Genomic DNA, 24,526 nt, shown 5'->3' on the forward strand with positions numbered 1-24,526 from the left:
AAGGAGGGCGGCCTCTGCTAAATCGGGTTCAGGCCGGGTCGTCGCCGACCTCGGCCTGGGCCTGGGCCAGCGCGAGGTCGGCCACGGCCACCACCTCGGGGTCGTCGGGGTCGAGCCCGCGGTCGTAGGCGTGCATCCAGGCCACCGGTCCGCCGACCGGGCTGCGGCGGCCGATCACCGTCAGGCCGAGAGAGTCGCGGACGGGGACGCGGCGTTGCAGCACGATGCTGGCGGTCACCCGCTCGCGGACGAGCTGGAGCAGGAGGGCGGGGTCCTCCATCGTGACGGTGTACGACGGTCGCGGCTCGCCGTACGACCCGACTCCCGTGACCTGCAGTCGACCTGCCTCCTGGTCCCAGGCGGCATCCTCGACTTCCTCCCAGGCGAGGTGCTCGACGCCGGTCGGAAGCACGAGCACGAGCGACCGGCGCGTCCCGAGCAGCCACGAACCGTCGGTGGTGGGTGCCCAGGCCAGCGGCTTCTCGCCGCGAGGGAGCTGGGCGCGGGAGAGCACCTCGGCGGGGACTCCCCCGCTGCGCTCGAACAGCTTCACTGGCTCTCCAGCGCCCGTTCGCGCAGGCTGCGGCGGTGCTGCTCGAGGGCGACCAGCTCGCCGAACATGCGGTTGTACTCGGTGGCCTGGTCGACCGGGTTGGTGCGCTGGAGCCGGGACTTCAGGTCGGCGATGCGCCGCATGGCGGTGAGCTCCCGCAGCCGGAGGACGTGCTGGCTGACGTAGGCGTCGTCGGGCTCCTTGGCGGAGTGGAGCGGCTCGACGGCCAGGGCGCTGATCAGCGACTGGAGCCGCTGGTCCTCCTGGGAGTCGCGGATCGTCGAGGCCCACTGGGCGTCCGCCGCGGTCGGACCGCCGGCTTTCTGGATGCCGGCCCACAGCGCCCGGTAGGCGCCGTGGGTGAAGTCGTCACCGTCGACGTCACGGGCGGTGCGGCCGACGACGCCAGGGTGCTGGATGACCAGCTTGAGGGTCTCGCGCTCGAGCATCAGCCGGGGATCGCGGGGGTCGGGCAGCTCGGCCGGGCGCTGGCCCCCCGGGGCGACGGTGTGCGGCTGGGAGCTCCGGGCAGCGGCGCGGCGTACCTCGCGTTGCACGTCGGCCGGCTCGATGCCGATCATGCCGGCCAGCTCGCGCGCGAAGGCGTCGACCTTGGACCGGTCGCGGATGCTCGTCACCAGCTTGGCCGCCTCGCGCATCGCGTCGATGCGGCCGTCGGCCCGGTCGAGGTCGTAGCGCTGCACCACGTTGGCCAGCACGAAGCGGTAGAGCGGGACCCGGCGGGCCACCAGCTCGCGCACCTCGGCGTCACCCTGCTTGAGCCGGAGGTCACACGGGTCGAGGCCGCTGGGCTCGACAGCGACGTAGGTCTGGCCGGCGAACATCTGGTCGCCCTCGAAGGCGCGGATGGCCGCCTTCTGGCCGGCCTCGTCACCGTCGAAGGTGAAGATCACCTCGCCGCGGAACTCGTCGTGGTCCTGGAGCAGCCGGCGGATGACCCGCGCGTGGTCGTCGCCGAACGAGGTGCCGCAGGTGGCGACGGCTGTCTTCACGCCGGCCAGGTGGCAGGCCATCACGTCGGTGTAGCCCTCGACGATGACGGCTTGGCTGGCGCGGGCGATCTCGCGCCGGGCGAGGTCGATGCCGTAGAGGACCTGGCTCTTGTGGTAGATCGGGGTCTCGGGGGTGTTGAGGTACTTCGCCTCGATGGTGTCGTCGTCGAAGATCCGCCGGGCGCCGAAGCCGATCGTGTCGCCGCTGCTGTCGCGGATCGGCCACATCAGCCGGCCCCGGAAGCGGTCGTAGAGCCCGCGCCCCTGTCCGATCAGGCCCGAGGTGACCATCTCCTCATCGGTGAACCCCTTCTGCCGCAGGTGCTTGAGGAGCACCTCACCACCCCGCGGGGAGAAGCCGACCCCGAAGTGGGCGGCCGCATCGGCGTCGAAGCCCCGCGAGTCGAGGAACTGACGGGCGGTGAGTGCCTCGGGCGTGGCCAGCTGCTCGGCGTACCACTCCGCCGTCACCCGGTGGGCGTCGATCAGTCGCGGCCGCTGCGGGCCTCCACGGGGGCGGGCCGGGCCGCCCTCCTCGTAGCGCAGCTGCACGCCGACCTTCTCGGCCAGCCGCTCGACGGTCTCGGTGAAGCCGAGCCCGTCCATCTCCATCACGAACTTGATGACGTCGCCGCCGACTCCGCAGCCGAAGCAGTGGAAGAGCCCGCGGGACGGAGTGACGTTGAAGCTGGGCGACTTCTCGTCGTGGAAGGGGCACAGGCCCTTCATGTTGCCGCCACCGGCGTTGCGGAGGGTGACGTAGGCCGAGATGACGTCGTCGATGCGAGCCTTCTCGCGCACCTCAGCGATGTCTTCTTCCCTGATCCTGCCCGCCACGGTGCGGAGTCTACGGGGCGGGTACGACGCACCGACCCGCCGTGACGGGAAGGGTTTCAAACACCCCGGAATGGCTACTCGTCTCGTATGAGCGAACCGACCGTCAACCACACCCCGGGCGGGGCCGACCCGACACTGGGGGCCCTCGTCCACGACCTGACCACCCAGGTGCCCGAGCTGATCCGCTCGGAGCTCCGGCTGGCGCAGGCCGAGGCCGCCGAGAAGGGGAAGCGCGCCGGCATCGGGATCGGCATGTTCAGCGGTGCGGGCCTGCTGGCGTTCTTCGGCCTCGCCACCGTCATCGCTGGTGTGGTCCTGGCCCTGTCGCTGGCGATGGACGGCTGGCTCGCCGCCCTCATCGTCGCGGTGGTGCTGTTCGCCGGGGCCGGAGTGCTGGCGCTGATGGGCAAGAACCAGGTGGAACAGGCCACACCTCCGGTGCCCGAACGGGCGGTCGAGGGCCTCAAGGAAGACATCGCAACCGTGAAGGGACAGCGCTGATGACATCACCCCACGACATTCTTCTCCCCCGCTTCGCTCCTCCGAACAAAGCCGCGGGGACCCCGAAATGAGCACGCCCGAGGACATCCAGGCCGACATCGAGCGGCAGCGCGAACACCTGGCGCAGACCGTCGACCAGCTCGGGCACAAGCTCGACGTCAAGGCGCAGACCAAGGAGAAGGTGGCCGAGGTCCGCGACCGGGCCACCACCGACACCGGCAAGCCACGGCCCGAGGTGCTCGGCGCGGCAGCGGCCGTCGTGCTCGGGCTCGGCCTCCTGATCTGGCTGCGGAGGCGACGATGAGCCACCGCGAGGCGGTCGAGGACGAGGCACGCACCGATCCGCCGACCCCAGGTCCCGACGACCCCCGCAAGCCCGAGGACCCGAGCGACCTGACCAAGCGTTCGTGGTTCTACGTGCTGCGCAAGACCTACCACGAGTTCGGTGAGGACCAGTGCACCGACCTCGCCGCGGCACTCACGTACTACGCCGTGCTCTCGATCTTCCCGGCCATGCTCGCGCTGATCTCGGTGCTCGGCGTGCTGGGCAAGGCCCCGAAGGCCGTGAGTACGGTCGTGGACACCCTGCGGCCGCTGCTCTCCACGCAGACGCTGACGATCGTGGAGAACGCCCTCAACCAGGTCGCGGATTCGCAGGGCGCCGGTGTGGCCCTGGTCCTCGGTGTGCTGGTGGCCCTGTGGTCGGCCTCCGGGTACGTCGGAGCCTTCGGTCGCGCCATGAACAAGATCTACGAGATCGAGGAGGGCCGGCCGTTCTGGAAGCTGCGCCCGATCATGCTGCTGCTGACCCTGATCGCGGTGACATTGGCCGCGATCGCGCTGTTGCTGCTCATCGTGTCTGGGCCACTCGCACAGTCGATCGGCAACACCATCGGGCTCGGTGACACAGCGCTCACCGTCTGGAAGATCGCGAAGTGGCCGATCCTGGCCGTGATCGTCGTCGTGGTCGTCGCCCTGCTCTACTACGCGACGCCCAACGTGAAGCAGCCGAAGTTCCGCTGGATCTCCGTCGGCGCCGGAGTGGCCATCCTGGTGTGGGTGATCGCCTCGGTCGGCTTCGCCTTCTATGTCGGGAACTTCTCCAGCTACAACAAGACCTACGGGTCGCTGGCCGGCGTCATCGTCACGCTGCTGTTCCTGTGGATCACCAACCTGGCGTTGCTGTTCGGAGGCGAGCTCGACGCGGAGCTCGAGCGAGGACGGCAGCTGCAGGCGGGCATCGCGGCCGAGGAAGAGATCCAGCTACCCGCTCGCGACACCCGCAACATCAAGAAGGCCCGCAAGAAGCGGGACAAGGACATCGCGCTCGGTCGTCGCATCCGCCGCCAGGCGGAGACGTCCGACGCGGACAACCCCGAGTCGAAGGACTCACAGAAGGAGAAGTCATGATCATCAAGAGACTGCCCCTGCTCATCGCCGCTGGCATCGGCTACGTCTTCGGCGCCAAGGCCGGGCGCGAGCGCTACGAGCAGCTGCGCTCGCACTTCGACAAGATCAAGAACGACCCGCGGGTGCAGGAGAAAGCCCAGCAGGCGACCGACCTGGCCAAGGAGAAGGCCCCGGTGGTCAAGGACAAGCTGACCGAGGCCGCTGGTGCCGCGACCGAGAAGGTGAAGTCGGCCACGAGCGGCGACGACTCCTCGGACTCGCTGAACCCCGACCGGATCAAGGTCACCGACAACAGTGGCCCGCAGGGCACCCTGCCCTGATCCTTCAGTAGTCGCCGGTCATCACGTTGGCGAGCGGCTGGCCCGCGGCGTAGCGCTCGAGCTGCTCGCGGACCAGCCGGTGGGCGCGCGGCTCCATCGCGGTGCTGTTGCCGCCCACGTGCGGCACGAGCAGGAGGTTGGGCGCCCGCCACAGCGGGTGGCCCTCCGGCAACGGCTCGGGGTCGACCACGTCGAGGGCGGCGTGGATGCGGCGGCTCTCCAGCTCGGCGAGCAACGCGTCGGTGTCGACGACCGGGCCGCGGGAGACGTTCACCAGCAGGGCGTCGTCCTTCATCCGGGCGAGCATGGCGGCGTCGAAGAGGCCGGTCGTCTCCTCGGTCCCCGGCACGATGAGTACGACGACGTCGGCGTCCGGCAGCAGGTCGGGGAGGTCCGCGATGGCGTGTACGCCGTCCCGGGCGCTGCGGGCCACGCGCACGACCGAGGCCTCGAAGGGCCGCACCCGCGCCTCGATCGCCTCGCCGATCTGGCCGTAGCCGACGATCAGCACCTGCTTGTCGGCCAACGAGGGTCGCGTGTCCGGCACCCACTCGGCGCGCTCCTGGGCGCACACGAAGTCGGGGATGCCGCGCAGGCTGGCGAGCGTGAGGGTGACGGCGAGCTCGGCCGTCGACGTGTCGTGGATCCCCCGGCCGTTGCAGAGCAGCACGCCCTCGGGCACGTAGCCGCGGATGTGCTCCACCCCGGCAGTCATCGTCTGCACCACACGCAGCTTCGGCAACGTAGCCAGGGCCTCGCCGTCCTCGGGATGGAAGCGGTAGGCCAGCACGTAGAACTCGACCTCGTCGGCGCTCGCCGGCAGGTGGTCGGGGTCGATGCGTTCGTAGCGCAGGTTGTCGGGCAGCTCGCCGAGCAGCTCGGGCTCGAACGGCAGCCAGACCAGTGGTGCGTCGCTCATGGCGCCAGCCTCTCGCGTCGCACCGAGCCGCCGGAGACCAGGTCCGCGTGGCGGGAGAGGGCGGAAGCGTCGGTCAGACTCGCGATCTGGTCGATCACCACCCGGACGCGCGCGGTGTCGTCGACCGCCTGCGCGAAGTCGTCGCGGAAGGGCGCGTCGAGCCCGTCACTGCCGCGCTTCCAGATCGCCTCGAACAGCTCGTGGAGCAGGGTGCGCTGACGCTCCATCAGGTCGAGCCGGTCCTGGGCACGCATCACGTAGTGGGCCGCGATCCCCTTGAGCACGGCGATCTCCTGCTGCGTCTCGAGCGGGACGACGAGGTCACCGCGGTGGCGGACGAGCGGTGCGTCGCCGTACGCCTGCTGGGTGGCGTGGTGGACGCTGCCGCAGAAGATGCCGATCAGGTCGCTGGTGAGGTTCTTCAGGGAGGCCAGGGCACGCCTGCTCCCGTCGTACGACGCGCCGGGCCACGAGCCGACCGAGCGGACGCGCGCGAACGCCTCCTCGAGGTCGGTGTCGGTGGCGTCGGGCAGGTACCACTCCTGGACGGTGCTCCAGGTGGCCGCCCTCTCCCCGGGTCGGTCGAGCACGGCCAGGTCGATGCGGCCGCCGACGACGCCGTCCTCGAGGTCGTGCACCGAGTAGGCCACGTCGTCGGCGAAGTCCATGACCTGGGCCTCGACGCAGCGCCGAGGCCCGTCGAGGCCGCGACGCATCCAGTCGAAGACCGGCCGGTCGTCGTCGTACACCCCGAACTTGGAGGCAGCGGTCGCGCGTGGCCAGGGGTACTTGGTGCAGGCGTCGAGGGTGGCCCGGGTGAGGTTGAGCCCGACCGAGCGGCCGTCGGCGTCGGCCGACTTCGCCTCGAGCCGGGTCAGGATCCGCAGCGTCTGGGCGTTGCCCTCGAAGCCGCCGCAGTCGGCGCCGATCTCGTCGAGCGCCACCTCGCCGTTGTGGCCGAACGGCGGATGCCCCATGTCGTGGGCCAGCGCCGCCGTCTCGGCCAGGTCGGGATGGCAGCCCAGTGGATGGGCGAGGTCACGGGCCACCTGCGCGACCTCGAGGCTGTGGGTGAGGCGGTTGCGGACGAAGTCGTCGGCCTGGGGGCCGAGCACCTGCGTCTTCGCGGCCAGCCGGCGCAGCGAGGCAGAGTGCACGACGCGCGCCCTGTCGCGTTCGAAGGGGGTGCGCTCCGGAGCCTCGACCCGCTTGGCCGGCTCCTCGACGAGCCGCTCGCGCGCTTCGTCGGCGTAGAGGTCGTCCCGGGTCACGCCGCAACGTTAGTCGTCACAGCCACCCGTTTCCCTCGGCGATCGTCACCGCCTCGGTCCGGTTGGCCGCACCGGTCTTCCCGATGGCCGCCGAGAGGTGGTTGCGCACGGTGCCCTCGGAGAGGAACAGCTCCTTGGCCATCGCCGAGACAGCGGCGCCGCCGCGAGCGGACCGGAGCACCTCAGTCTCGCGGGCGGTCAGGGGCGACTCTCCCGCGAACAGGCTCTCCGTCGCGAGCACCGGGTCGACCACACGGAGGCCGGCATGCACCCGTCGTACGGCGTCGGCGAGCTGGGCTGCCGGGGTGTCCTTGACCACGAACCCGGAAGCCCCCGCCTGCATCGCGCGCCTCAGGAACCCGGGACGGCCGAAGGTGGTCACGATCAGCACGCGTACGTCGGGGAAGGCCTTGCGGAGGGCGGCCGTGGCCTCGATCCCGTCGAGTCCGGGCATCTCGACGTCGAGCAGGGCGACGTCAGGTCGGTGCTCCCGGACCGCTTCGACGACCTGGTCACCGGAGGACACCTCGGCCACCACCTCGAGGTCGCGCTCGAGCCCGAGCAGCGCGGAGAGCGCACCGCGCACCAGCGCCTGGTCGTCGGCCAGGAGCAGCCGGATGGTCTGCTCGGTCACGGCACCACCACGGACAGCGAGAAGCCGGGGTCGAGCGAGCGGGTCACCACGGTGCCGTTCAGGGTGCTCGCCCGCTCACGCAGTCCGGTGAGGCCGTGCCCGACCCCCGGGTCGGCGGCTCCCCGGCCGTCGTCCCGGATCTCGACGCAGTTGCGCTGGAGCACGACCGTGCAGCGGGTGGCGTGGCTGTGCCGGATCACGTTGGTGATGCCTTCGCGGATGGTCCAGGCGAACAGCTCGCGCCACTCCGAGGGCACGTCGTCGGCCGAGTTGGGCAGCTCGGCCTCGATCTCGGCGGCGGCGAGCGCCGTACGGGCCCGGGCCAGCTCTCCGGGGAGGCTCAGCTCGCGGTAGCCCTCCACGGCTCGGCGTACGTCGGCCAGGGCGTCGCGGGCCAGCCGCTCCAGGTCGTCGATCTCGGCCCGGGCCCGGACAGCGTCGACGTCCATCAGCTTCTTGGCCAGCTCGGCCTTCACCGTGATGACGGTGAGCGAGTGGCCGAGAATGTCGTGCAGGTCGCGGGCGAAGCGGCCGCGCTCGTTGTCGACGGCGAGACGGGCGTTCTCCTCGTGGGCCGAGATCAGCGCGAGGTTGCGCAGCATCATCTGCTGGATGCCGAACATCGCCACCGCTGCGGCGCAGATCGCGAAGGCCAGCCCCGCGCCGCTGCCCCATCCAGCCATCACCTCGCCCAGCACCACCACCAGGACCGCGTCCGCCAGCACCAGGGCCAGCGCCACCCGTGCCGGGAACAGCATCACCGCGAGCACGGAGATGTACACGGTGGACGCGGTCCCCACCTCGCCGAGGCAGAGCACCATCACCACGCCCAGTGCGACGAGGCCGAGGAACCAGAGGATCGCCGCCTGGATCGACGGTCGCGGGACCAGCTGCTGCCGGTCGCGACGGAGCCGGAGCCACGACAGCATGTAGACGGCGCCGAAGGCGACCGTGGCGAGCATGCCGAGGACTCCGGCGAGGGTGTCCCGCTCGGCCCAGCCGTGCCGCAGCGGATCGAGCAGGAAGAACAGCCAGACGGCGGCGAACAGCGGCCCCCGCCGGGTGAGGTGGCTGTCCAGCTCACCCGGCAGGAGCCGCTTCTCCGACATGTCCGCCACGGTAGTGGCACTCACACGCGCGCGGTGTCCTTGCTCATCCGCCAGGCCGCGCCGAGGACGAAGATGGCGAACCAGCCCACCGCGTTGACGATGGCGTACCACGGGAGCTCGTGGGTGAGGGGTGCGCGGGCGACCTCGGCGACGCCGTACATCGGGGACCAGTAAGCGATGTCGCGGACGGTCCCGCTGTACTGGCTCAGCGGGATGAACAGGCCGCCGAGGAAGGACAGCAGCGCGAGGCCGGGGCCGAGGATCTGCATCACGTTCTCTCCCGGCACGACGTACCCGGCGAAGACCCCGAGGGCGGCGAAGGTCATCACGCAGGCCATGGTGGCCAGCGCGCAGTAGATCCAGGTGTCGGTCGGCATCTGCGGGTCACCCTTGATCAGGCCGACCACGTTGACGGCGGTGATCGCCACGGCGCCCATCACGAGGGCGACGAAGGCCTTGATCAGGATGTAGACGGTCGGGTGGAGCGGGGTCAGCCGCAGCTGTCGCGACCAGCCGAGGGCACGTTCGACCGCCACGCCGGCCCCGGTGGCAGCGGCGATCAACGCACCGCCGTACAACGCCATCGAGACCATCACGTACGCCGAGACGTTGCCGTCGCCGACCTTCTCGGCGCCCTGGTCGCCGGAACCGAAGACGAGGAACATCACCGCCGGGAAGATCAGCGCGAAGATGATCGTGCGGCGGTTGCGCATCATCCGGCGCATCTCGATCCGCAGCACGGTCAGGTTGAAGCCGCCCATGGGCGGGACGCGTCGGGCGGTGGGGTCGATGCCCTGGATGGCGCTCATCGCAGCGCTCCTTCGGTCTCGTGGTTCGTGGTGGGGTCGTCGGTCTGGCTGTTCCCGGTCTCGGCGTCGGTGTCGGTGCGACCGGTCAGGCTGAGGAACGCGTCCTCGAGGCCCCGGGCGACGATCTCGAGATCACGGGCGCCGGTCTCGTTGAGCAGGTAGCGGGCGACGGCGTCGCTGTCCTTGGCGTGCACGTAGATCTGCTCGCCCCGGACCTCGACGGTGTCCACCCCGCCGATGGCCGCCAGCGTGTCGGTGTCCGCGTCGCGGAGAGTGGCGCGGACGACCCGGCCGGTGGCGAGCGCCTTGATCTCGCTGCCGGTGCCGTCGGCCACGACCAGCCCGTTGCTGATCAGGATGATCCGGTCGGCGTACTGGTCGGCTTCCTCGAGGTAGTGCGTCGCGAACAGCACCGACCGGCCCTGCTGGGCGTCCTCGCGGATGGCGGACCAGAACGACCGGCGACCCTCGACGTCCATGCCGGTGGTGGGCTCGTCGAGGAGCAGCAGCGCGGGGTCGGAGAGCAGCGCCATCGCGAAGCGGAGCCGCTGCTGCTCACCGCCGGAGCACTTGGCCACCCGACGGTCGGCGATGCCGGTGATGCCGGCGCTCTCCAGCACCTCGTCGACCGGCTTGGTGTCCGCGAACAGGCTCGCGGTGTACTGCACCGTCTCCCGCACCGTGAGGTCCTTGAGCAGGCCGCCGGTCTGCATCACCGCGGCCACCAGCCCACGGGCGATCGCCTGGCGCGGCTGCATCCCGAGGACCTCGACGTCGCCGGTGGTGGGCCGGGACAGGCCCAGGATCATGTCGATCGTGGTCGTCTTCCCGGCGCCGTTGGGCCCCAGGAACGCCACCATCTCGCCAGGCTCGATCTCGAGGTCGATGCCCCGAACCGCGTGCACGCGCCCGAAGTCCTTGGTGACTCCGCCCAGCCGCACCGCGGGAGTGTTCTGTGTCGTCATGCGACCAGCATGGTCGAGCCGCGTCCCCCACCCCCCGATCGCCCGTCACGACTCACCCGTGACATCTGTCAGGCAAGTCGCCGACCGGGCAGTTTTGGTTGCTTGCAGTTCGCTGACCGGGCGGTTCTGGTTGATCGTCGTACGTCGAGAGGGCAGTTCTGGTGACCGGAGAGCAACCAAGAGTGCCCGCTCGACGTCATCTGAGCGGCCACAAGCGCCCTCTCGGTGTGCTCGGGACCACCAAAAGTGCCCGGTCGCGGGGCTAGAAACCGAGCTTGCGGAGCTGGCGGGGGTCGCGCTGCCAGTCCTTGGCGATCTTCACGTGCAGGTCGAGGTGGACGGGGGTGCCGAGGAGGGCCTGGATCTGCTTGCGGGCCTCGATGCCGACGTCGCGCAGGCGGGAGCCCTTGTGGCCGATGACGATGCCCTTCTGGGAGTCGCGTTCGACGTAGAGGCTGGCGTGGATCTCGAGCAGCGGTTTGTCGGCGGGGCGGCCCTCGCGCAGGCCCATCTCCTCGACGAGTACGGCGATCGAGTGGGGCAGCTCGTCGCGGACCCCCTCGAGGGCGGCCTCCCGGATCAGCTCGGCGATCAGGGTCTCCTCGGGAGCGTCGGTGAGCTCGCCGTCGGGGTAGAGCTGCGGTCCCTCGGGGAGCTGCGCGACCAGGTGGTCGGTGAGCAGCCCGATCTGGTGGCCGCTGGTCGCCGACACCGGCACGATCTCGGCCCACTCGGTGCCGGTCTCCTGGCCGAGCGCCTGGATCGCGAGCAGGTGATCCCCGAGGGCCTCCGAGGACACGAGGTCGGTCTTGGTGGCCACCGCCATCTTGGTCGTACGACGCACCTTGGCCAGCTCGTTGACCAGGAACCGGTCGCCCGGACCCGGCTTCTGGTCGGCCGGGAAGCACACCGCCACGACGTCGACCTCGGACCACGTCGTCGTCACGAGGTCGTTGAGCCGCTCGCCCAGCAACGTCCTCGGTCGGTGCAGCCCGGGAGTGTCGACCAGCACCAGCTGGGCGTCCGGACGGTGCACGATGCCGCGTACGACGGTCCGCGTGGTCTGCGGCTTCGAGGAGGTGATCGTCACCTTGGTGCCGACGATCGCGTTCGTCAGCGTCGACTTCCCGGCATTGGGTCGTCCCACGAAGCAGGCGAACCCGGAGCGGTGCTCGGGTGTGGTCATGTGTTCCTCGCCTCGTCGTAGTCGGCCCAGATCTGCTCGTCGGACTTCCCGGCCACCTTCCCCGCGGCGTAGATCGGACCGGGGTCGACCGCACGCACCTGCCGGCCCCGGCTGCCGCTCCAGTAGCCCATCACGTCGTAGTGCCGGGTGTCCCAGCCCACGTCGTGGCGCAGGTGGCGCCGGATCTCGCGCATCTGGGCCGACTCGCCGCCCATCCAGAAGTAGCCGGGGCCGGCCGGCCACTCCAGTCCACGCACGATGTCGGCCAGCGCGCTCTCTCCCGGCTCGGCGTGGTGCCACTCCACCGGACGGGCGAAGTAGTCCTGCACCGGGTCGTCGGAGATCTCGGCGTGCACGGTCACCGGCAGGGTGGTCACGGTCTCGCTGATGCGCGCCATGGCGGGCAGCGCGGTCAGGTCACCGGCCAGCACCACCCAGCCGGCGTCGGGCGGGGGCTGGAAGGACCCCTTGGGCGCCGCGATCCCGACGACGTCGCCGACGCAGTCGGTCTGCGCCCACTCGGTGACCAGCCCCTGCTCGTGCACGACCACGTCGATGGTCAGCAGCGCCTCGTCCAGTGCTCGCACCGTGTAGTAGCGGGTCTGGAACTGCCCCGGCACGGTCAGCGCCAGCCACTCGTCGGGCATGCCGGTCGAGACCAGGCCGTCGGGCGCCTCCAGCACCAGTCGGACCAGGTGCTCGCTGAGCACCCTGCGTTCGCGCACGACGGCGTCGAAGGGGGTCCGGGAGATCACCGACCAAGGCTAGCCGTGAGGGTCGTCGCCCTCAGAACCGCTGGCGTACGACGAGCTTGCCCTTCTTGCCCACGGCCAGCCAGGCGACGTACATCCGGCGTTGAGGGCATCCGGCCGACGTGCTCAGGCAGCTGTCGTCGCTCGGGTAGCCGACGTTGCCGGTGCGCCAGGCGTGGTAGACCAGCCGCAGTCGTCCCGCCCGGTCCACGAACGGGGTGGCGCCGCCCTGACCCGCGAGGTAGGGACCGGTGTCGAGCAACCGGCCCATCCGCCGGCACGGTCCGGTGACCGTCGTGCAGATGGCGTAGCCGGTGGCGTACTTCGAGGTTGCGAACTTGTTGGCCGAGTAGAACAGGTAGAGCCGGCCGCGGAACCGGATCATCGCCGGGTTCTCGACGGTGTCGCCCTCCCAGGCCAGCCGCGGCGCGAGCAACGAGAAGTTGCGGCTTCCCGGCGCGAAGGCGGTGGCACTCGACGTCATCCGACGTACGACGAGACGGTCGGGCGACGCGGCCCACTTGTACAGCAGCCAGGTGACGCCTCGGTCACGGAAGATCTGCGGGTCGATCGCCGCGCGGATCCCACAGGTCAGCGGCCCGGTCGTCCGGTCGACGAACGGCCCGAGTGGTCCTCCCGCCTGGGCGACACTGATGCACCGGCGGCCGTCGGTTGCCTGGGGCACGGCGTAAGCAGCGACGTAGTGGCCCGGTGACACCCCGGCTATCGACGGCGCCCACGTCGGCCAGTACGCGCGCCCAGACTTGGTGGTCTTGGTCGAGGCCCACGCCGCACCGGCCGGCATGGCGTCGTCGTGCGGCATCCAGGTACGCAGGTTGGTCGAGGTCATCATCGGCAGGCTCAGCCCACCGAGCGTGGTCGAGGCCACGTAGAAGACGTTGCCGACGCGGAGCACCGTGGGGTCGGGGAAGTTGCCGGTGTACGGCGTCCCGGGCCGGAACGGCTGGTTGCCCATCGTCCTGCCGCGGTCCATCCGTGCTGGAGTGGAGCCGGCGTCCCGGGCGCTGGCGATGTCGGCCGGAAGCAGACCGGTCACGAGCGCGATCAGTGCGATCCCGCACCAGGTCGCCACGAGTCGCGCGCGGACAGCAGGCGCAGCGGACATGGTGGCTCCCGGGAGGTTCGTTGGCTGCAGGCACTATCCCCCGAGCCGTCGCCTCCCGTACGCCGAACCGCCGAACCGGGTCAGCACCCGGACGCCCGTCTCAGAAGGTGTGCCGCAGCGGGTAGCCGCTCACTCCCTCGTCGTCGGTGCGTGTCGCCAGCACGTGATGGAGCTGGATCTCGTTGCGCTCGAAGCCCATCCGCGACCCGGCCATGTAGAGGCCCCAGACCCGGGCCGTGCCCTCGCCGACCTCGGCGACACACTCGTCCCAGTTCTCCTCCAGGTTGTGGCACCAGCCCGCCAGCGTCTTGGCGTAGTGGACCCGGAAGTTCTCCTCGTGCTGCACCTCGAGACCGGCGTTCTGGGCCTCGACGATGATCTTCCCGGACCCGGTCAGCTCGCCGTCGGGGAACACGTAGCGGTCGATGAACGCCCCGGTCGCCGTCGGCTTGTTGTCGGGGCGGGTGATGCAGTGGTTGAGCAACCGGCCGTGCGGGAGGAGCTTGTCGCGCAGGTAGCTGAAGTAGAAGCGGTAGTTGTCGATGCCGATGTGCTCGGTCAGGCCGATCGAGCTGACCGCGTCGAACCCGGTCTCGGGGACCTTGCGGTAGTCGAGGTGGCGGACCTCGGCGAGGTGGTCGAGGCCCTCCTCCTTGATCTTCTCCTGGGCCCACACCGCCTGCTCCCGCGACAGCGTGACGCCGAGGGCGCGCACGCCGTACTCGCGCGCCGCGTGACGCACCATGCCGCCCCAGCCGCAGCCGACGTCGAGCAGCCGCTGGCCCTGCTGGAGGTCGAGCTTGCGGGCGACCAGGTCGTACTTGTTCCACTGCGCCTGCTCGAGGGTGTCGTCCTCCTTCTCGAAGACCGCACACGTGTAGGTCATCGAGGGCCCGAGGACCATCTCGTAGAACCGGTTGGAGACGTCGTAGTGGTGCTGGATCACCTTGCCGTCGCGCTCGGGGCTGTGCCGCAGGCCCTCGACCATCCGGCGCCAGCGGGGCAGGTGCTCCTGCGGCGGCGGGGCCGGCGGCACCATGTGGCTCAGGCCGATGGAGCGGAGCAGCTGGACGACCTGGGCGGGCGACGGACGGCGGAAGCGCATCGCCCGGAGCAGCAGGACCATCCCCTCGTAGGGGTCGCCCGGGTGGATGCCGTGGATGTCGAGGTCGCCGGAGACGTAGGCGCGCCCCATGCCGAGGTCTCCGGGCGCGGTGACGAGGTAGGCCAGGCCGCGCTCGTTCTTCAGCTCGAGGACGATGGAGGCGTCCTCGGGGCCGTAGCTGCTGCCGTCGTAGGCCTCGAAGCGCACCGGGACGGGCCGGGCGAGGAGCGACTCGAACACCTCGGCGAGGGTGAGCTTGGTGCCGGACCTGTTCTGCGTCAGGTTGTTGGTCTGGGTCATCGTTGTCGCACCGCCTTGTCGTAGAGGCTGGTCAGCCGGTCGTCGGGGTCGTAACGCTGCTTGACCGCAGCGAGATGGGGTCCGTCGTAGAGACGGTCGAAGGTCTCGCGGTCGTAGAACGACTCCGAGTAGAGCGACTTGTGACCGTCGAGCTCGGAGACCTTCTGCTCGATGGCGCGGTTGAGAGGACTGGTGGGGGCGTCGTCGCCGACGGGGACCGCGCCCCAGAAGCCGACGTTGACGTAGGTGCGTCCCGGCGCCAGGGGGTACGACGGCCACGAGGTCTCGCCGCGCAGCCGCAGCGGGCACAACCACACCGGCCGCATGCCGACGACGTCGTCGAACCACTCGAGGAACTCACCGAGCCGCTCGACCGGCACCTCGACGTCCTGGATCACCCGCTCACGCTTGGGCCTCCCAGCGCGGCGGTCGAGCCGGTCGGCGATGCCGTAGCGGAGGTCGAGCCCGACGAGCTTGTGGTAGACGTCGGACCGCTTGAAGCGGCGGGGCCAGAACCGACGCACGAGCGGGTTCTGCGCACCGAACGCCCGCGAGCACCAGAACCAGTCGGTGTCCCAGCGCCACAGGTAGTCGTAGGTCGTGAGCAGGTCGACCTCGCGCTGCTGGATCGATCGCCAGTAGACCTGCTGCCCGACGTAGTCGCTGCCCGGCCCACTCGCGTCCTCCCACCGCCCGAGCGTGAGGTAGACCTCCCCCGGCTCGATGACCGTGCCGTCGAGGGCGTCGACGCGCTCGCCGTGCCACTCGCGAGTCTCGGTGATGGCGGCGATCGCGTCCTGGAGGGCCGTGGTGTCGGTGAACCGGACGTGCCGCACCGCGACGTGGGAGCGGACGGGCTCCAGCTCGATGCGCAGCCGGGTGGCGTAGCCGAGCGAGCCGTAGGAGTTGGGGAAGGTGGCGAACAGGTCGGCGTGCTCGTTGTCGGGCGTGCAGGTGATGACCTCGCCGGCGCCGGTGAACACGTCCATCTCGAGCACTGACTCGTGCGGCAGGCCGTTGCGGAACGACGTGGACTCGATGCCGAGGCCGGTGACGGCCCCGCCGAGGGTGATCGTGCGCAGCTGCGGCACGACCATCGGGATCAACCCGTGGGGCAGCGTCGCGTCGACGAGGTCCTCGTAGGTGCACATCCCCTGCACGTCGGCGGTGCACGCCTCGACGTCGACGCTGATCACGCCGTCGAGGCCGGAGACGTCGAGCCCGGCCACCGCGATCGCGTCACGGGGGCGGAACAGGTTGGAGGTGCGCTTGGCGAGCCGCACGGGAGACCCGGGAGCCAGCGCGGCGTACGACGCACGGAGGCGACGCACCGCTTCCTGGTGCTGCGTCGAGCCGGTCACTGTGACGGTCAAGCCGGCGTACTCCTCCCGCGCTGGTTGCTCTTGGCAACCATAGTCCAGATCCGACAGCCATGATCCTGCCACTTCCCAGCGACAGAAGTCGTCGGGGTATTCCTAGGAGGTCAGCGTGTTCTCGACCGCGCCTGCAGGCGTCCCCTGGTGGACGGTGACGCCAGTGCCCGCGAAGTCGCGCAGCGCGTCGAGATCGGCCGGCGACACCTCACCCTCGGTGAGCACCACCGCGGCCTCGGCGCCCTTCGCGCCACTGGCCACCGCCATCGCGATGGCGACGCCGAGGGCGGAGACCTGGAGCGACGCCAGGTCGACGGTGGCGCCGGCGTAGGTGCGGCCGTCCAGGTCGCGCAGTGCGGCCCCCTCGGCCGCGCCGGTGCGGGCGCGCGTCGCCTTGGCGAGCACGACGAGCTTGGTGTCCTCCGGTGGCAACGAACTCACAGCGAGGAATCTAGTGCTGCAGCTTCTTCTGCGGGAGCGCGCGGTCGCCCTTGTCGAGGACGGGCGGCCAGGCCTCGGGCTGGACGACCGGGGTGATCAGCACCGTGCCGATCCGGTTGCGGCGGCCCTTGGTCTCCTCGGCCAGGAACAGCCAGCCGTCGACCTCGACCGTCGAGCCCGGGATCGGCACCTTGCCGAGGTGCTTGGCCATCAGCCCGCCGACGGAGTCGACCTCGTCGTCCTCGAAGTCACCGTCGAGGATCTCGTCGAGGTCGTCGACCGGGAACCGGGCCGAGACGCGCCTGGAGCCGTCGGGCAGCTCCTCGATGCCGGCTTCCTCGGTGTCGAACTCATCGGTGATCTCGCCGACGATCTCCTCGAGGATGTCCTCGATCGTGACGATGCCGGCGGTGCCGCCGTACTCGTCGACCACGACGGCGATGTGGCGGCGCTGCTTCTGCATCTCGCGCAGCAGGTCGTCGACCGGTTTGGAGTCGGGCACGTGGAACACCGGGCGCATCACCGAGTCGACGTGCTCGGTGGTCTCGGCGGCCTGGCGGTCGAAGACGCGCTTGCTCACGTCCTTGAGGTAGACGAAGCCGACGATGTCGTCGAGGTCCTCCCCCGCCACCGGGATCCGCGAGAAACCGCTGCGCAGGAACAGCGACATCGCCTGGCGCAGGGTCTTGGTCCGCTCGATGTAGACGACGTCGGTCCGCGGCACCATCACCTCGCGCACGAAGGTGTCGCCGAGCTCGAAGACCGAGTGGATCATCTTGCTCTCGTCGGACTCGATCACGCTCGAGGCCTCGGCGAGGTCGACCATCTCGCGCAGCTCGGCCTCGGAGGAGAACGGCCCCTCGGAGAACCCCTTGCCCGGGGTGAGCGCGTTGCCGATCAGGATGAGCAGCCGCGGCAGCGGTCCCAGCACCCGACCGAGACCGAGCACCGCGCCGGCCGAGGCCAGCGAGATCGCCTCGGCCCGCTGCCGGCCGATGGTGCGCGGTCCGACCCCGACCACCACGAACAGCACCACGAACATCAGGCCGATGGCGACGAACACCGAGGCCCAGCGGTGCTGTCCGACGACGTCGAAGACCATCGCGGTGGCCAGCACCACGGCCGAGGTCTCGGTCAGCAGTCGCAGCACGAGCACGGCGTTGAGGTTGTGGGCAGCGTCGTCGAGCACGCGGAGCAGTCGTACGGCGCCCGGCCGCTGCTCGTGGGCCAACTCCAGCGCGCGGGCTCGCGAGAAGGACGAGAGCGCCGCCTCGACGGTGGTCAGCACGGCAGCGAGCACGACGAGCGCCACCACCAGCAGGATCAGGCCCGGACTGTGCCCGCTCATCTCAGGGTCCGCTCATCTCTGGCTCACGCCCGATCGGACGAGACCCGGTCGGCCTCGTGGGAGACCCATTCGCCCAGGAGCTGGTGCTGGAGGCCGAACATCTCCTTGTGCTCGTCCGGCTCGGCGTGGTCGTAGCCGAGCAGGTGCAGGATGCCGTGCACGGTGAGCAGGTCGAGCTCGGCGGCCGTGGAGTGACCAGCGGTCCGCGCCTGCTTCTCCGCGACGGTCGGGCACAGCACGAGGTCGCCGAGCACACCCTCCTCGGGTTCCTCGTTGACCAGGCCGGGCCGCAGCTCGTCCATCGGGAAGGCGAGCACGTCGGTGGGGCCGTCCTTCTCCATCCACCGCTGGTTGAGCTCGGCAATGGTGTCCTCGTCGACGGCGGTCACGCACAGCTCGGCGAGCGGGTGCACCCGCATCCGATCCATCACGAACCGGGCCAGGCGCTGGGTGCGGAGCTCGTCGATCTCGACCCCGGACTCGTTCTGCACCTCGATGGTCATGACCGGCGCTCGCGTCCCTCACGGTTCTCGCGCGACTGCTGGCGGGCGTCGAACTCGTCGTAGGCCGCCACGATCTTGCCGACCAGCCGGTGTCGCACGACGTCGTGGGCGGTGAGCCGGTTGAAGCTCAGGTCCTCGACGCCGTCGAGGATGTCCTCCACCACGCGCAGCCCGCTCTTCACGCCGCTGGGCAGGTCGACCTGGGTGACGTCACCGGTGACCACGATCTTGGAACCGAAGCCCAGGCGGGTCAGGAACATCTTCATCTGCTCGGGCGAGGTGTTCTGCGCCTCGTCGAGGATGATGAACGCGTCGTTGAGCGAGCGGCCGCGCATGTAGGCCAGGGGGGCGACCTCGATCGTCCCGGCTGCGAGCAGCTTGGGGATCGTCTCGGGATCGAGCATGTCGTGCAGGGCATCGTACAACGGGCGCAGGTAGGGGTCGATCTTCTCGCTCAGCGTGCCGGGCAGGAAGCCGAGCCGTTCGCCGGCCTCGACCGCCGGCCGGGTCAGGATGATCCGGTTGACCTTCTTGGCCTGCAGCGCCTGCACGGCCTTGGCCATCGCGAGATAGGTCTTGCCGGTGCCGGCAGGTCCGATGCCGAAGACGATGGTGTGCTTGTCGATCGCGTCGACGTACCGCTTCTGGTTGAGGGTCTTCGGGCGGATGGTGCGCCCGCGGTTGGACAGGATGTTGAGCGAGAGTACGTCGGCCGGGCGCTCGGTCGTCTCGGCCCGGAGCATCGAGATCACCCGCTCGACGGTCTCGGGGCTGATGCCCTGGCCGGTGCGGATGATCGTCACCAGCTCGTCGAGGGCACGCTCCGCCAGCGCCACCTCGGCCGGCTCGCCCCGCAGGGTGACCTGGTTGCCGCGCACGTGGATGTCGGCCTCGAAGGCCTGCTCCATCATCTTGAGGTGCTCGTCACGGGGGCCGAGGAGGGCGACCATGTTGATGCTGTTGGGCACGACGACCGTGTGCAGGGTCGCGTCCGGGGGCTCGCGGTGGCCGGTGCTGGCCAAGGTGCCCGTCTTGCTGGACTCGGTCATGGATGCCCCGGTGTGGGGCGCCCCTTCTTATCGGTTGGTGCTGACCGCTCAATGCTACGGGAGAGGCGGGTGGGAACGCCTCGACGTTTCACCCGACGCCTCAGGGGCGGGTCACCAGCAGGATCGCGAGGCACATCTCGTCGGTGGTGCCCTCGCCCCAGACGATGTACTTGTCGGGCTGGCCCTCGAACGACGGCAGCCGGTCGCGCAGCTCCTGGCTGTGGCGGCAGGTGACCGTCACGGTGTCCCCAGGCTTGAGGACCGCGGGCTTGATCGGCTTGCTGCCCTGGTTGTCGAAGTCCCACACCGGGATGTCCAGCAGCGTCCGGGCGTCCGGCCGGCCGGCGTTGGCCACGACCTTGATCGACTTGCCGAGCAGGTGCATGTGGCCGGCCACACCGCGCACGGTCTCGGGCTGGTTGATGGTCCGCTGGCACGACTGGACCGGCCCCGGTCTGACCGGTCCGCACAGGAAGTGCAGCAGGTCGGCCGTCGATCCCGGACCGTCGCCGAAGCGCTTCTTCACGTCCGCGAGCGCGGCGGCCCGGTCGCAGAGCGGGCCGTCACTGTGCTCGGGCCGGCACGGCAGCTCCACCGGCGCCGGGAGAAGCTGCGTCTGCAGCGTCTTGATGTTGCCCGTGGCGGGCGCGAGGCGGAGCTCGGCGGCGCTGCGGTCGGGCTCCTTGCCGGCGAGCAGGTTGTAGTGCACCTGCATGATCACCCGCGAGCCCTTGCCGAGCTGCTCGCCGTAGCCCTTGGCGTAGACCTGCTCGCCGCTGCCGCCGGGGGCCCAGGCCCCGAGCCACGGCGCGTCGTCGATCTCGGCACCGCTGCTGCGCAGGCCGGAGTTGCCGAAGCAGGTCCAGCCCTGGCCGGGGGTGTCGGCGTCCTTCTGCTCGGCCTCGGCCACGAGGTCGGCCGGCACCCGGAACAGGATCACGTGGTGCACGACGTCGGGGTTACCCGGCAGCACGTTGAAGCCGGTGATCATCTGGTCGCTGGCGACCCCGGGGTCCAGCAGGAAGCACCGGTAGTCGTCGGTACCGACGCCGGTGGGGGCCGACGGCGTGTAGTCCTCGGGCATCCGTACGGTCACGCGATGCTCGCCGGGCCGGAGCGGCTTGTCCTTGACGGGAGCGGCCTGGGCCGGCTCCGAGTGGTCGGTGTGCGCCGGCGTCGGCTTCGGCGTCGCCTTCGGGGCGGACTGCGCCCCTCCCCCGTCGCCACCCGTGCCGCAGGCAGCGAGGAGCAGCGCCAGGACAGCGAGTACGGCGGTGACCGCTGCGGCCGTCGTACGCCGGGCGGGGCTCATCCCGGCGGCCAGGTCATCGCGCGGCCACCGAGGAGGTGCATGTGCGCGTGGAAGACGCTCTGGTGGGCCTGCGCGCCGGTGTTGAACACCAGGCGGTAGCCCTCGCCCAGCCCCTCGCTCTCCGCGATGGCCGCCGCGGCGTCGAACAGGTGCGCGGCGGTCTCGGGCTCGCCCGAGGCCAACGCGGCGGCGTTGGGGTAGTGGCTGCGGGGGATCACCAGCACGTGTGTGGGTGCCTGCGGGTCGAGGTCGCGGAACGCCAGTGTCGTGGTGGACTCGTGCACCACGTCGGCCTCGATGTCTCCGGCGACGATCTTGCAGAACAGGCAGTCGTCGTCCAACACCTCGTCAGCAGTCATGGGGCCAGCATGCCTCAGAAGCCGAAAAGGGCGTGTAAACCCCCGGGATGACCGGAACGTCCTACTAACGTGACAAGTCAACTGATCGAGGGGGTGTCCATCGACACCGACGCCGATGTCTCCCTGGAACGGCTGTACGACGAGCACTACGTGCGGCTGGTCCGGCTTGCCGTGCTCCTGCTCGGCGACGCCGGTCGCGCCGAGGAGGTCGTGCAGGACTCGTTCGTGGCGATCTACCGTCGCTGGGACGAGCTGGCCGAGGCGAACGTCCCGGCATACCTGCGGCAGACCGTCGTCAACCGCTCCCGATCGGTGCTGCGCCACCTCGCCGTCGTACACAAGCACCCGGAGCACGCTCCGGTGGACGAGCCCGGCGCCGACCACGACGTGCTGCGCGGCGCACAGCGGCAGGCGGTCATCGACGCCATGCTCGGGCTCCCCCGGAGGCAGCGGGAGGTCCTGGCACTGCGCTACTACCTCGACCTGTCCGAGCGCGAGATCGCCGAGACCCTGGGGATCAGCCAGGGCGCGGTGAAGAGTCACGCGTCCCGGGGCGCCGACGCCCTGCGACGTTCCCTGTCCCCACTGCTGGAGGAGACCTCATGACCGACTCCGACCTCCGTCGCCTGCTCGACGACGCCGTGTCCGACGTCCACCCCGAGGGCGGGCCAGAGGACATCCGGGCACGCGCCCGCCGCCCCTCCGCGATGCGCTGGCTGCCGATCACCGTGGCCGCCGCCGCGGCGACCGCGGTCGTCATCGCGGGCGGTGCCTGGTTGGCGCAGCGCGGGCCCAACAGCGATGCTCCGGCCGCCGCAGCGGGCAACGACGACCGGTCCGCCTCCCAGGCTCCGGCCGGCCACCCGGTGGACGCGACCGTCTACTACGTCGGCGCCACGGCGGCCGGTCCGCGGTTGTACCCCGAGGCTCGCCACGTGACCGACGCAACCGACAGCAAGGTGCAGGTGGCGGTCGACGAGGCCCTGACAGGCACTCCGAAGGACCCCGACTACGAGTCGGCCTGGCCGCTGCCCGGCACGACGGCCAAGGTCACCACCGACTCGACGCTGATCACGGTGGACCTCACGCTCCCCTCGACCCAGGTCGATCTCGAGAAGGGCGCCGGCGAGCGAGCCCTGCAGGCCCTCGTGTGGACCGCGGACGCGGCTGTGGGCAAGGACCTGCCGGTGCAGTTCACCGTGGACGGCCAGCCCGGCAACCTGCTCGACGTCGACGCCACCGCCCCGATCGAGAAGGCGAGCGCCGACTCCGTGCTCGCCACGGTGCTCATCGAGGCACCGGCCCAGGGCGCCACCGTGCCGACCCAGTTCACCGTCACCGGACGTGCTGCGACCTTCGAGGCCAACGTCGTCTGGGAGCTCAAGCGGGGTGACGCGACCGTGCGCAACGGCTTCACCACCGCGCAGGAGTGCTGCACCCTGGCGCCGTACTCCTTCACCGTGAACGCTCCGCCCGGCGACTACACCCTCGTCGTGCACGACACGGATGAGTCCGACGGTGAGGGTATTGGCACCAGCGAGGACACGAAGGACATCACCGTGGAGTAGGGGTGTCGGAGTACCCGGTCAACCGGGTATCCCTGCAGCCCTCAGTGGTCCGGCAGCAGCGAGATCTTCTGCCAGATCTTCTGGCTCATCTGGGCGGCCAGGGTCTCCAGGTTGCTGACCGTGCCGAGCACGACGGGGTCGGAGGTGCGCTCGGCGCAGAGTGCTGCGGTCTTCGCGATCAACGAGACGAGCTCGCTGCAGTAGTCGAAGTAGTGGTGCAGCTCCTCGGCGTTCATCCGGTTGGGTGGACTCTTGTCGGTCGGCACGTAGTCGGCGCGAGCCTGCTCCGGGTCCTTGTCGAGCTGGTGCATGTCGACGACGTGGGCGAGGGTGCGGAGCTGGTGCAGCAGGCCGACGAGCGTACGACGCTCGCGCCGCTCCGGCAGCGCCCACAGGAAGAAGACCGCGATCGCGGCGAACACGACGTCGTTGATGGTGCTCTCCGCCAGCGGCACGAGGTCACGGGCGTGCAGGGTGCCGCTGCGGACCTGGTCCCGGAAGGCGAAGACCAGGGTGACGACCGTGCCCACCACGATCAGCGTGCTCAGCGCGCGCGACCACCAGCGGGTCACCTGGTAGCGGTGGTAGGAGGTGTCGAACCCGTCGTGGATCTCCGGCACCATCGTGGAGAGCCGCCCGGCGACATCCGCGAGGCGTCGTCCGGGCAGTCGTGCCCGGATGCGCGCCTCGAGCTTGGCCGCCGCGTTGGCGATGTACCACGCCTCGAGCCGCGGGGTCTCCTGGGCCGTGCTCACGCGCGACAGGCTAGACCCGTCGGCGACGATGTGGGGGTGAACGACCTCAGCGCCCTCTTCGCCCGCCTCCCCGAGGGCTGGTCAGAGGTGGAGTACGACGGCCGCAGGTGGGGCGTCACCCGGACCGTGCATGGCGACGGACGCAGCGAGTCCGTCCTCGCCGAGGAGCTCGGTGGCACCGATCTGGTCAGCGCCAACCTCTACCGTCTCGACGGCCGAGCCGTGCTCAAGCCGTGCGAGATGCCCGAGGCGAAGGTGCTCGACTTCCTGGAAGGACTAGCTCCAGCGTGAGGTGCGCGAGAGCAGCGCGGCGACGGCCGCGACCCCGGCGGTCGACGTACGCAGCACCGGCTCCCCCATCCGTACGACGTGACCGGCTCCGAAGGCGGCCAGCTCCTCGGGGGTGATCCCGCCCTCGGGACCGACCACGACGACGATCGACGAGACACCGTCGAGGGAGACCGAGGCGAGTGAGGTCGTCGCCGACTCGTGCAGCACGGCCGCGAGGTCGGCCGCCTCGACCAGCGCGACCACCTCGGCCGTCGTCGCCATCTCGGTCACCTCGGGCAGCCACGCGCGCCGCGACTGCTTGCCGGCCTCGCGCGCGGTGGCACGCCACTTCGCCAGTGACTTCGCGGCTCGCTCTCCGCGCCACACCCCGACCGAGCGCGACGCGGCCCACGGGACGATGCGGTCGGTGCCGATCTCGGTGAGCACCTCGACGGCCAGCTCGGCTCGGTCGCCCTTCGGGATCGCCTGCACGACGGTCAGCGACGGGCTCGGCGCCGCCGCGACCTCGACCGACGAGACCGACACGGTCAGGGCCGACTTCGAGGTCTCGGTCACGACACCGGTGGCCGACGTGCCACTGCCGTCGACCAGCACCACCTGCTCACCGACCCGCGTGCGTCGTACGACGACGGCGTGGTGCGCCTCGTCGCCTTCCACGACCACCGTCGCGCCGGCAGCGACACCGGTCACCGGGCCGAGGAAGACGGGGAGCGACAC

Annotated in this window: 28 protein-coding genes; 7 read left to right on the forward strand and 21 right to left on the reverse strand. The window is 70.3% G+C overall.

The window, feature by feature from the left end:
- Positions 1 to 28: 28 nt before the first annotated feature.
- Together H976_RS24785 and dnaG are read right to left on the reverse strand one after the other, a co-directional pair.
- Positions 29 to 553, reverse strand: coding sequence for a hypothetical protein (locus H976_RS24785; protein WP_036224880.1), 525 nt, complete (start codon positions 551 to 553; stop codon positions 29 to 31).
- Positions 550 to 2,403: a DNA primase gene (gene dnaG, locus H976_RS0105975; RefSeq protein WP_027860803.1), complete on the reverse strand. Its 1,854-nt coding sequence runs from the start codon at positions 2,401 to 2,403 to the stop codon at positions 550 to 552. The genes H976_RS24785 and dnaG overlap by 4 nt, the downstream gene beginning before the upstream one ends.
- Before the next feature lie 87 nt (positions 2,404 to 2,490).
- On the opposite strand from dnaG, the gene H976_RS0105980 reads away from it, so the two are divergent.
- The 4 genes from H976_RS0105980 (at position 2,491) to H976_RS24795 (ending at position 4,634) form a co-directional block, all read left to right on the forward strand.
- Entirely contained in the window at positions 2,491 to 2,904 is a 414-nt protein-coding gene (locus H976_RS0105980; RefSeq protein WP_027860804.1) for a phage holin family protein, read from the forward strand.
- Positions 2,905 to 2,971: 67 nt separating this feature from the next.
- Positions 2,972 to 3,208: a DUF3618 domain-containing protein gene (locus H976_RS0105985; protein WP_027860805.1), complete on the forward strand. Its 237-nt coding sequence runs from the start codon at positions 2,972 to 2,974 to the stop codon at positions 3,206 to 3,208.
- Positions 3,205 to 4,314, forward strand: a complete 1,110-nt coding sequence (locus tag H976_RS24790; RefSeq protein ID WP_051276286.1) for a YihY/virulence factor BrkB family protein — start codon at positions 3,205 to 3,207, stop codon at positions 4,312 to 4,314. Before H976_RS0105985 ends, H976_RS24790 begins: the two co-directional genes overlap by 4 nt.
- The gene (locus H976_RS24795; protein WP_155918006.1) at positions 4,311 to 4,634 is read left to right on the forward strand and encodes a YtxH domain-containing protein; all 324 of its coding nucleotides are present in this window, start codon (positions 4,311 to 4,313) and stop codon (positions 4,632 to 4,634) included. The genes H976_RS24790 and H976_RS24795 overlap by 4 nt, the downstream gene beginning before the upstream one ends.
- A 4-nt stretch (positions 4,635 to 4,638) precedes the next feature.
- Here the strand turns inward: H976_RS24795 and H976_RS0106000 are convergent, their stop codons facing one another.
- The 17 genes from H976_RS0106000 to H976_RS0106080 form a co-directional block, all read right to left on the reverse strand.
- A complete protein-coding gene (locus tag H976_RS0106000) occupies positions 4,639 to 5,553 on the reverse strand; it encodes a 2-hydroxyacid dehydrogenase (RefSeq protein ID WP_027860806.1) in 915 nt (304 codons plus the stop codon).
- Positions 5,550 to 6,824: a deoxyguanosinetriphosphate triphosphohydrolase gene (locus H976_RS0106005; RefSeq protein ID WP_027860807.1), complete on the reverse strand. Its 1,275-nt coding sequence runs from the start codon at positions 6,822 to 6,824 to the stop codon at positions 5,550 to 5,552. The genes H976_RS0106000 and H976_RS0106005 overlap by 4 nt, the downstream gene beginning before the upstream one ends.
- A gap of 16 nt (positions 6,825 to 6,840) precedes the next feature.
- Complete coding sequence (locus tag H976_RS0106010; protein ID WP_027860808.1) at positions 6,841 to 7,458, reverse strand: response regulator transcription factor; 618 nt, start codon at positions 7,456 to 7,458, stop codon at positions 6,841 to 6,843.
- A complete protein-coding gene (locus tag H976_RS0106015; RefSeq protein WP_051276355.1) occupies positions 7,455 to 8,567 on the reverse strand; it encodes a sensor histidine kinase in 1,113 nt (370 codons plus the stop codon). Before H976_RS0106015 ends, H976_RS0106010 begins: the two co-directional genes overlap by 4 nt.
- 20 nt (positions 8,568 to 8,587) lie before the next feature.
- Positions 8,588 to 9,376, reverse strand: coding sequence for an ABC transporter permease (locus tag H976_RS0106020; protein ID WP_027860810.1), 789 nt, complete (start codon positions 9,374 to 9,376; stop codon positions 8,588 to 8,590).
- Positions 9,373 to 10,341: an ABC transporter ATP-binding protein gene (locus tag H976_RS0106025; RefSeq protein WP_027860811.1), complete on the reverse strand. Its 969-nt coding sequence runs from the start codon at positions 10,339 to 10,341 to the stop codon at positions 9,373 to 9,375. Before H976_RS0106025 ends, H976_RS0106020 begins: the two co-directional genes overlap by 4 nt.
- A gap of 262 nt (positions 10,342 to 10,603) precedes the next feature.
- Positions 10,604 to 11,527, reverse strand: a complete 924-nt coding sequence (gene era / locus H976_RS0106030) for a GTPase Era (RefSeq protein WP_027860812.1) — start codon at positions 11,525 to 11,527, stop codon at positions 10,604 to 10,606.
- Positions 11,524 to 12,282 (reverse strand): siderophore-interacting protein, encoded by a 759-nt coding sequence (locus tag H976_RS0106035; protein ID WP_027860813.1) that lies wholly within the window; start codon positions 12,280 to 12,282, stop codon positions 11,524 to 11,526. Before H976_RS0106035 ends, era begins: the two co-directional genes overlap by 4 nt.
- 31 nt (positions 12,283 to 12,313) lie before the next feature.
- Complete coding sequence (locus H976_RS0106040) at positions 12,314 to 13,405, reverse strand: glycoside hydrolase family 43 protein (protein WP_081682700.1); 1,092 nt, start codon at positions 13,403 to 13,405, stop codon at positions 12,314 to 12,316.
- A gap of 100 nt (positions 13,406 to 13,505) precedes the next feature.
- Positions 13,506 to 14,810 (reverse strand): class I SAM-dependent methyltransferase, encoded by a 1,305-nt coding sequence (locus H976_RS0106045; protein ID WP_051276288.1) that lies wholly within the window; start codon positions 14,808 to 14,810, stop codon positions 13,506 to 13,508.
- Positions 14,807 to 16,183, reverse strand: coding sequence for an FAD-binding oxidoreductase (locus H976_RS0106050; protein ID WP_231388804.1), 1,377 nt, complete (start codon positions 16,181 to 16,183; stop codon positions 14,807 to 14,809). Before H976_RS0106050 ends, H976_RS0106045 begins: the two co-directional genes overlap by 4 nt.
- Positions 16,184 to 16,285: 102 nt before the next feature.
- Positions 16,286 to 16,624 carry a cytidine deaminase gene (locus H976_RS0106055; RefSeq protein ID WP_027860817.1) on the reverse strand — a complete coding sequence of 113 codons (339 nt, stop codon included), beginning with the start codon at positions 16,622 to 16,624 and terminating at the stop codon, positions 16,286 to 16,288.
- A gap of 10 nt (positions 16,625 to 16,634) precedes the next feature.
- Positions 16,635 to 17,972 (reverse strand): hemolysin family protein, encoded by a 1,338-nt coding sequence (locus tag H976_RS24800; RefSeq protein WP_051276290.1) that lies wholly within the window; start codon positions 17,970 to 17,972, stop codon positions 16,635 to 16,637.
- 23 nt (positions 17,973 to 17,995) lie between these two features.
- Positions 17,996 to 18,475, reverse strand: a complete 480-nt coding sequence (ybeY, locus tag H976_RS0106065) for an rRNA maturation RNase YbeY (protein ID WP_027860818.1) — start codon at positions 18,473 to 18,475, stop codon at positions 17,996 to 17,998.
- Entirely contained in the window at positions 18,472 to 19,425 is a 954-nt protein-coding gene (locus tag H976_RS24805; protein ID WP_231388816.1) for a PhoH family protein, read from the reverse strand. Before H976_RS24805 ends, ybeY begins: the two co-directional genes overlap by 4 nt.
- Before the next feature lie 199 nt (positions 19,426 to 19,624).
- Positions 19,625 to 20,836 carry a hypothetical protein gene (locus H976_RS0106075; protein WP_036224888.1) on the reverse strand — a complete coding sequence of 404 codons (1,212 nt, stop codon included), beginning with the start codon at positions 20,834 to 20,836 and terminating at the stop codon, positions 19,625 to 19,627.
- Positions 20,833 to 21,195, reverse strand: coding sequence for an HIT domain-containing protein (locus tag H976_RS0106080; protein WP_027860820.1), 363 nt, complete (start codon positions 21,193 to 21,195; stop codon positions 20,833 to 20,835). Before H976_RS0106080 ends, H976_RS0106075 begins: the two co-directional genes overlap by 4 nt.
- Before the next feature lie 69 nt (positions 21,196 to 21,264).
- Between H976_RS0106080 and H976_RS0106085 the strand changes: the two genes are divergently transcribed.
- Positions 21,265 to 21,801 (forward strand): SigE family RNA polymerase sigma factor, encoded by a 537-nt coding sequence (locus tag H976_RS0106085; protein ID WP_036224892.1) that lies wholly within the window; start codon positions 21,265 to 21,267, stop codon positions 21,799 to 21,801.
- Complete coding sequence (locus H976_RS0106090; RefSeq protein WP_027860822.1) at positions 21,798 to 22,763, forward strand: Gmad2 immunoglobulin-like domain-containing protein; 966 nt, start codon at positions 21,798 to 21,800, stop codon at positions 22,761 to 22,763. The genes H976_RS0106085 and H976_RS0106090 overlap by 4 nt, the downstream gene beginning before the upstream one ends.
- A 41-nt stretch (positions 22,764 to 22,804) precedes the next feature.
- On the opposite strand, the gene H976_RS24810 is transcribed toward H976_RS0106090, so the two are convergent.
- Positions 22,805 to 23,518, reverse strand: a complete 714-nt coding sequence (locus H976_RS24810; protein WP_196803976.1) for a hypothetical protein — start codon at positions 23,516 to 23,518, stop codon at positions 22,805 to 22,807.
- Positions 23,519 to 23,554: 36 nt separating this feature from the next.
- Between H976_RS24810 and H976_RS0106100 the strand changes: the two genes are divergently transcribed.
- A complete protein-coding gene (locus tag H976_RS0106100) occupies positions 23,555 to 23,809 on the forward strand; it encodes a peptide methionine sulfoxide reductase (RefSeq protein ID WP_196803977.1) in 255 nt (84 codons plus the stop codon).
- Here the strand turns inward: H976_RS0106100 and H976_RS0106105 are convergent.
- Positions 23,795 to 24,526, reverse strand: a complete 732-nt coding sequence (locus tag H976_RS0106105; RefSeq protein ID WP_027860824.1) for a 16S rRNA (uracil(1498)-N(3))-methyltransferase — start codon at positions 24,524 to 24,526, stop codon at positions 23,795 to 23,797. The genes H976_RS0106100 and H976_RS0106105 overlap by 15 nt on opposite strands.

The organism is Marmoricola sp. URHB0036, assembly GCF_000426045.1.
In the GTDB taxonomy this organism is placed as follows: domain Bacteria; phylum Actinomycetota; class Actinomycetes; order Propionibacteriales; family Nocardioidaceae; genus Marmoricola.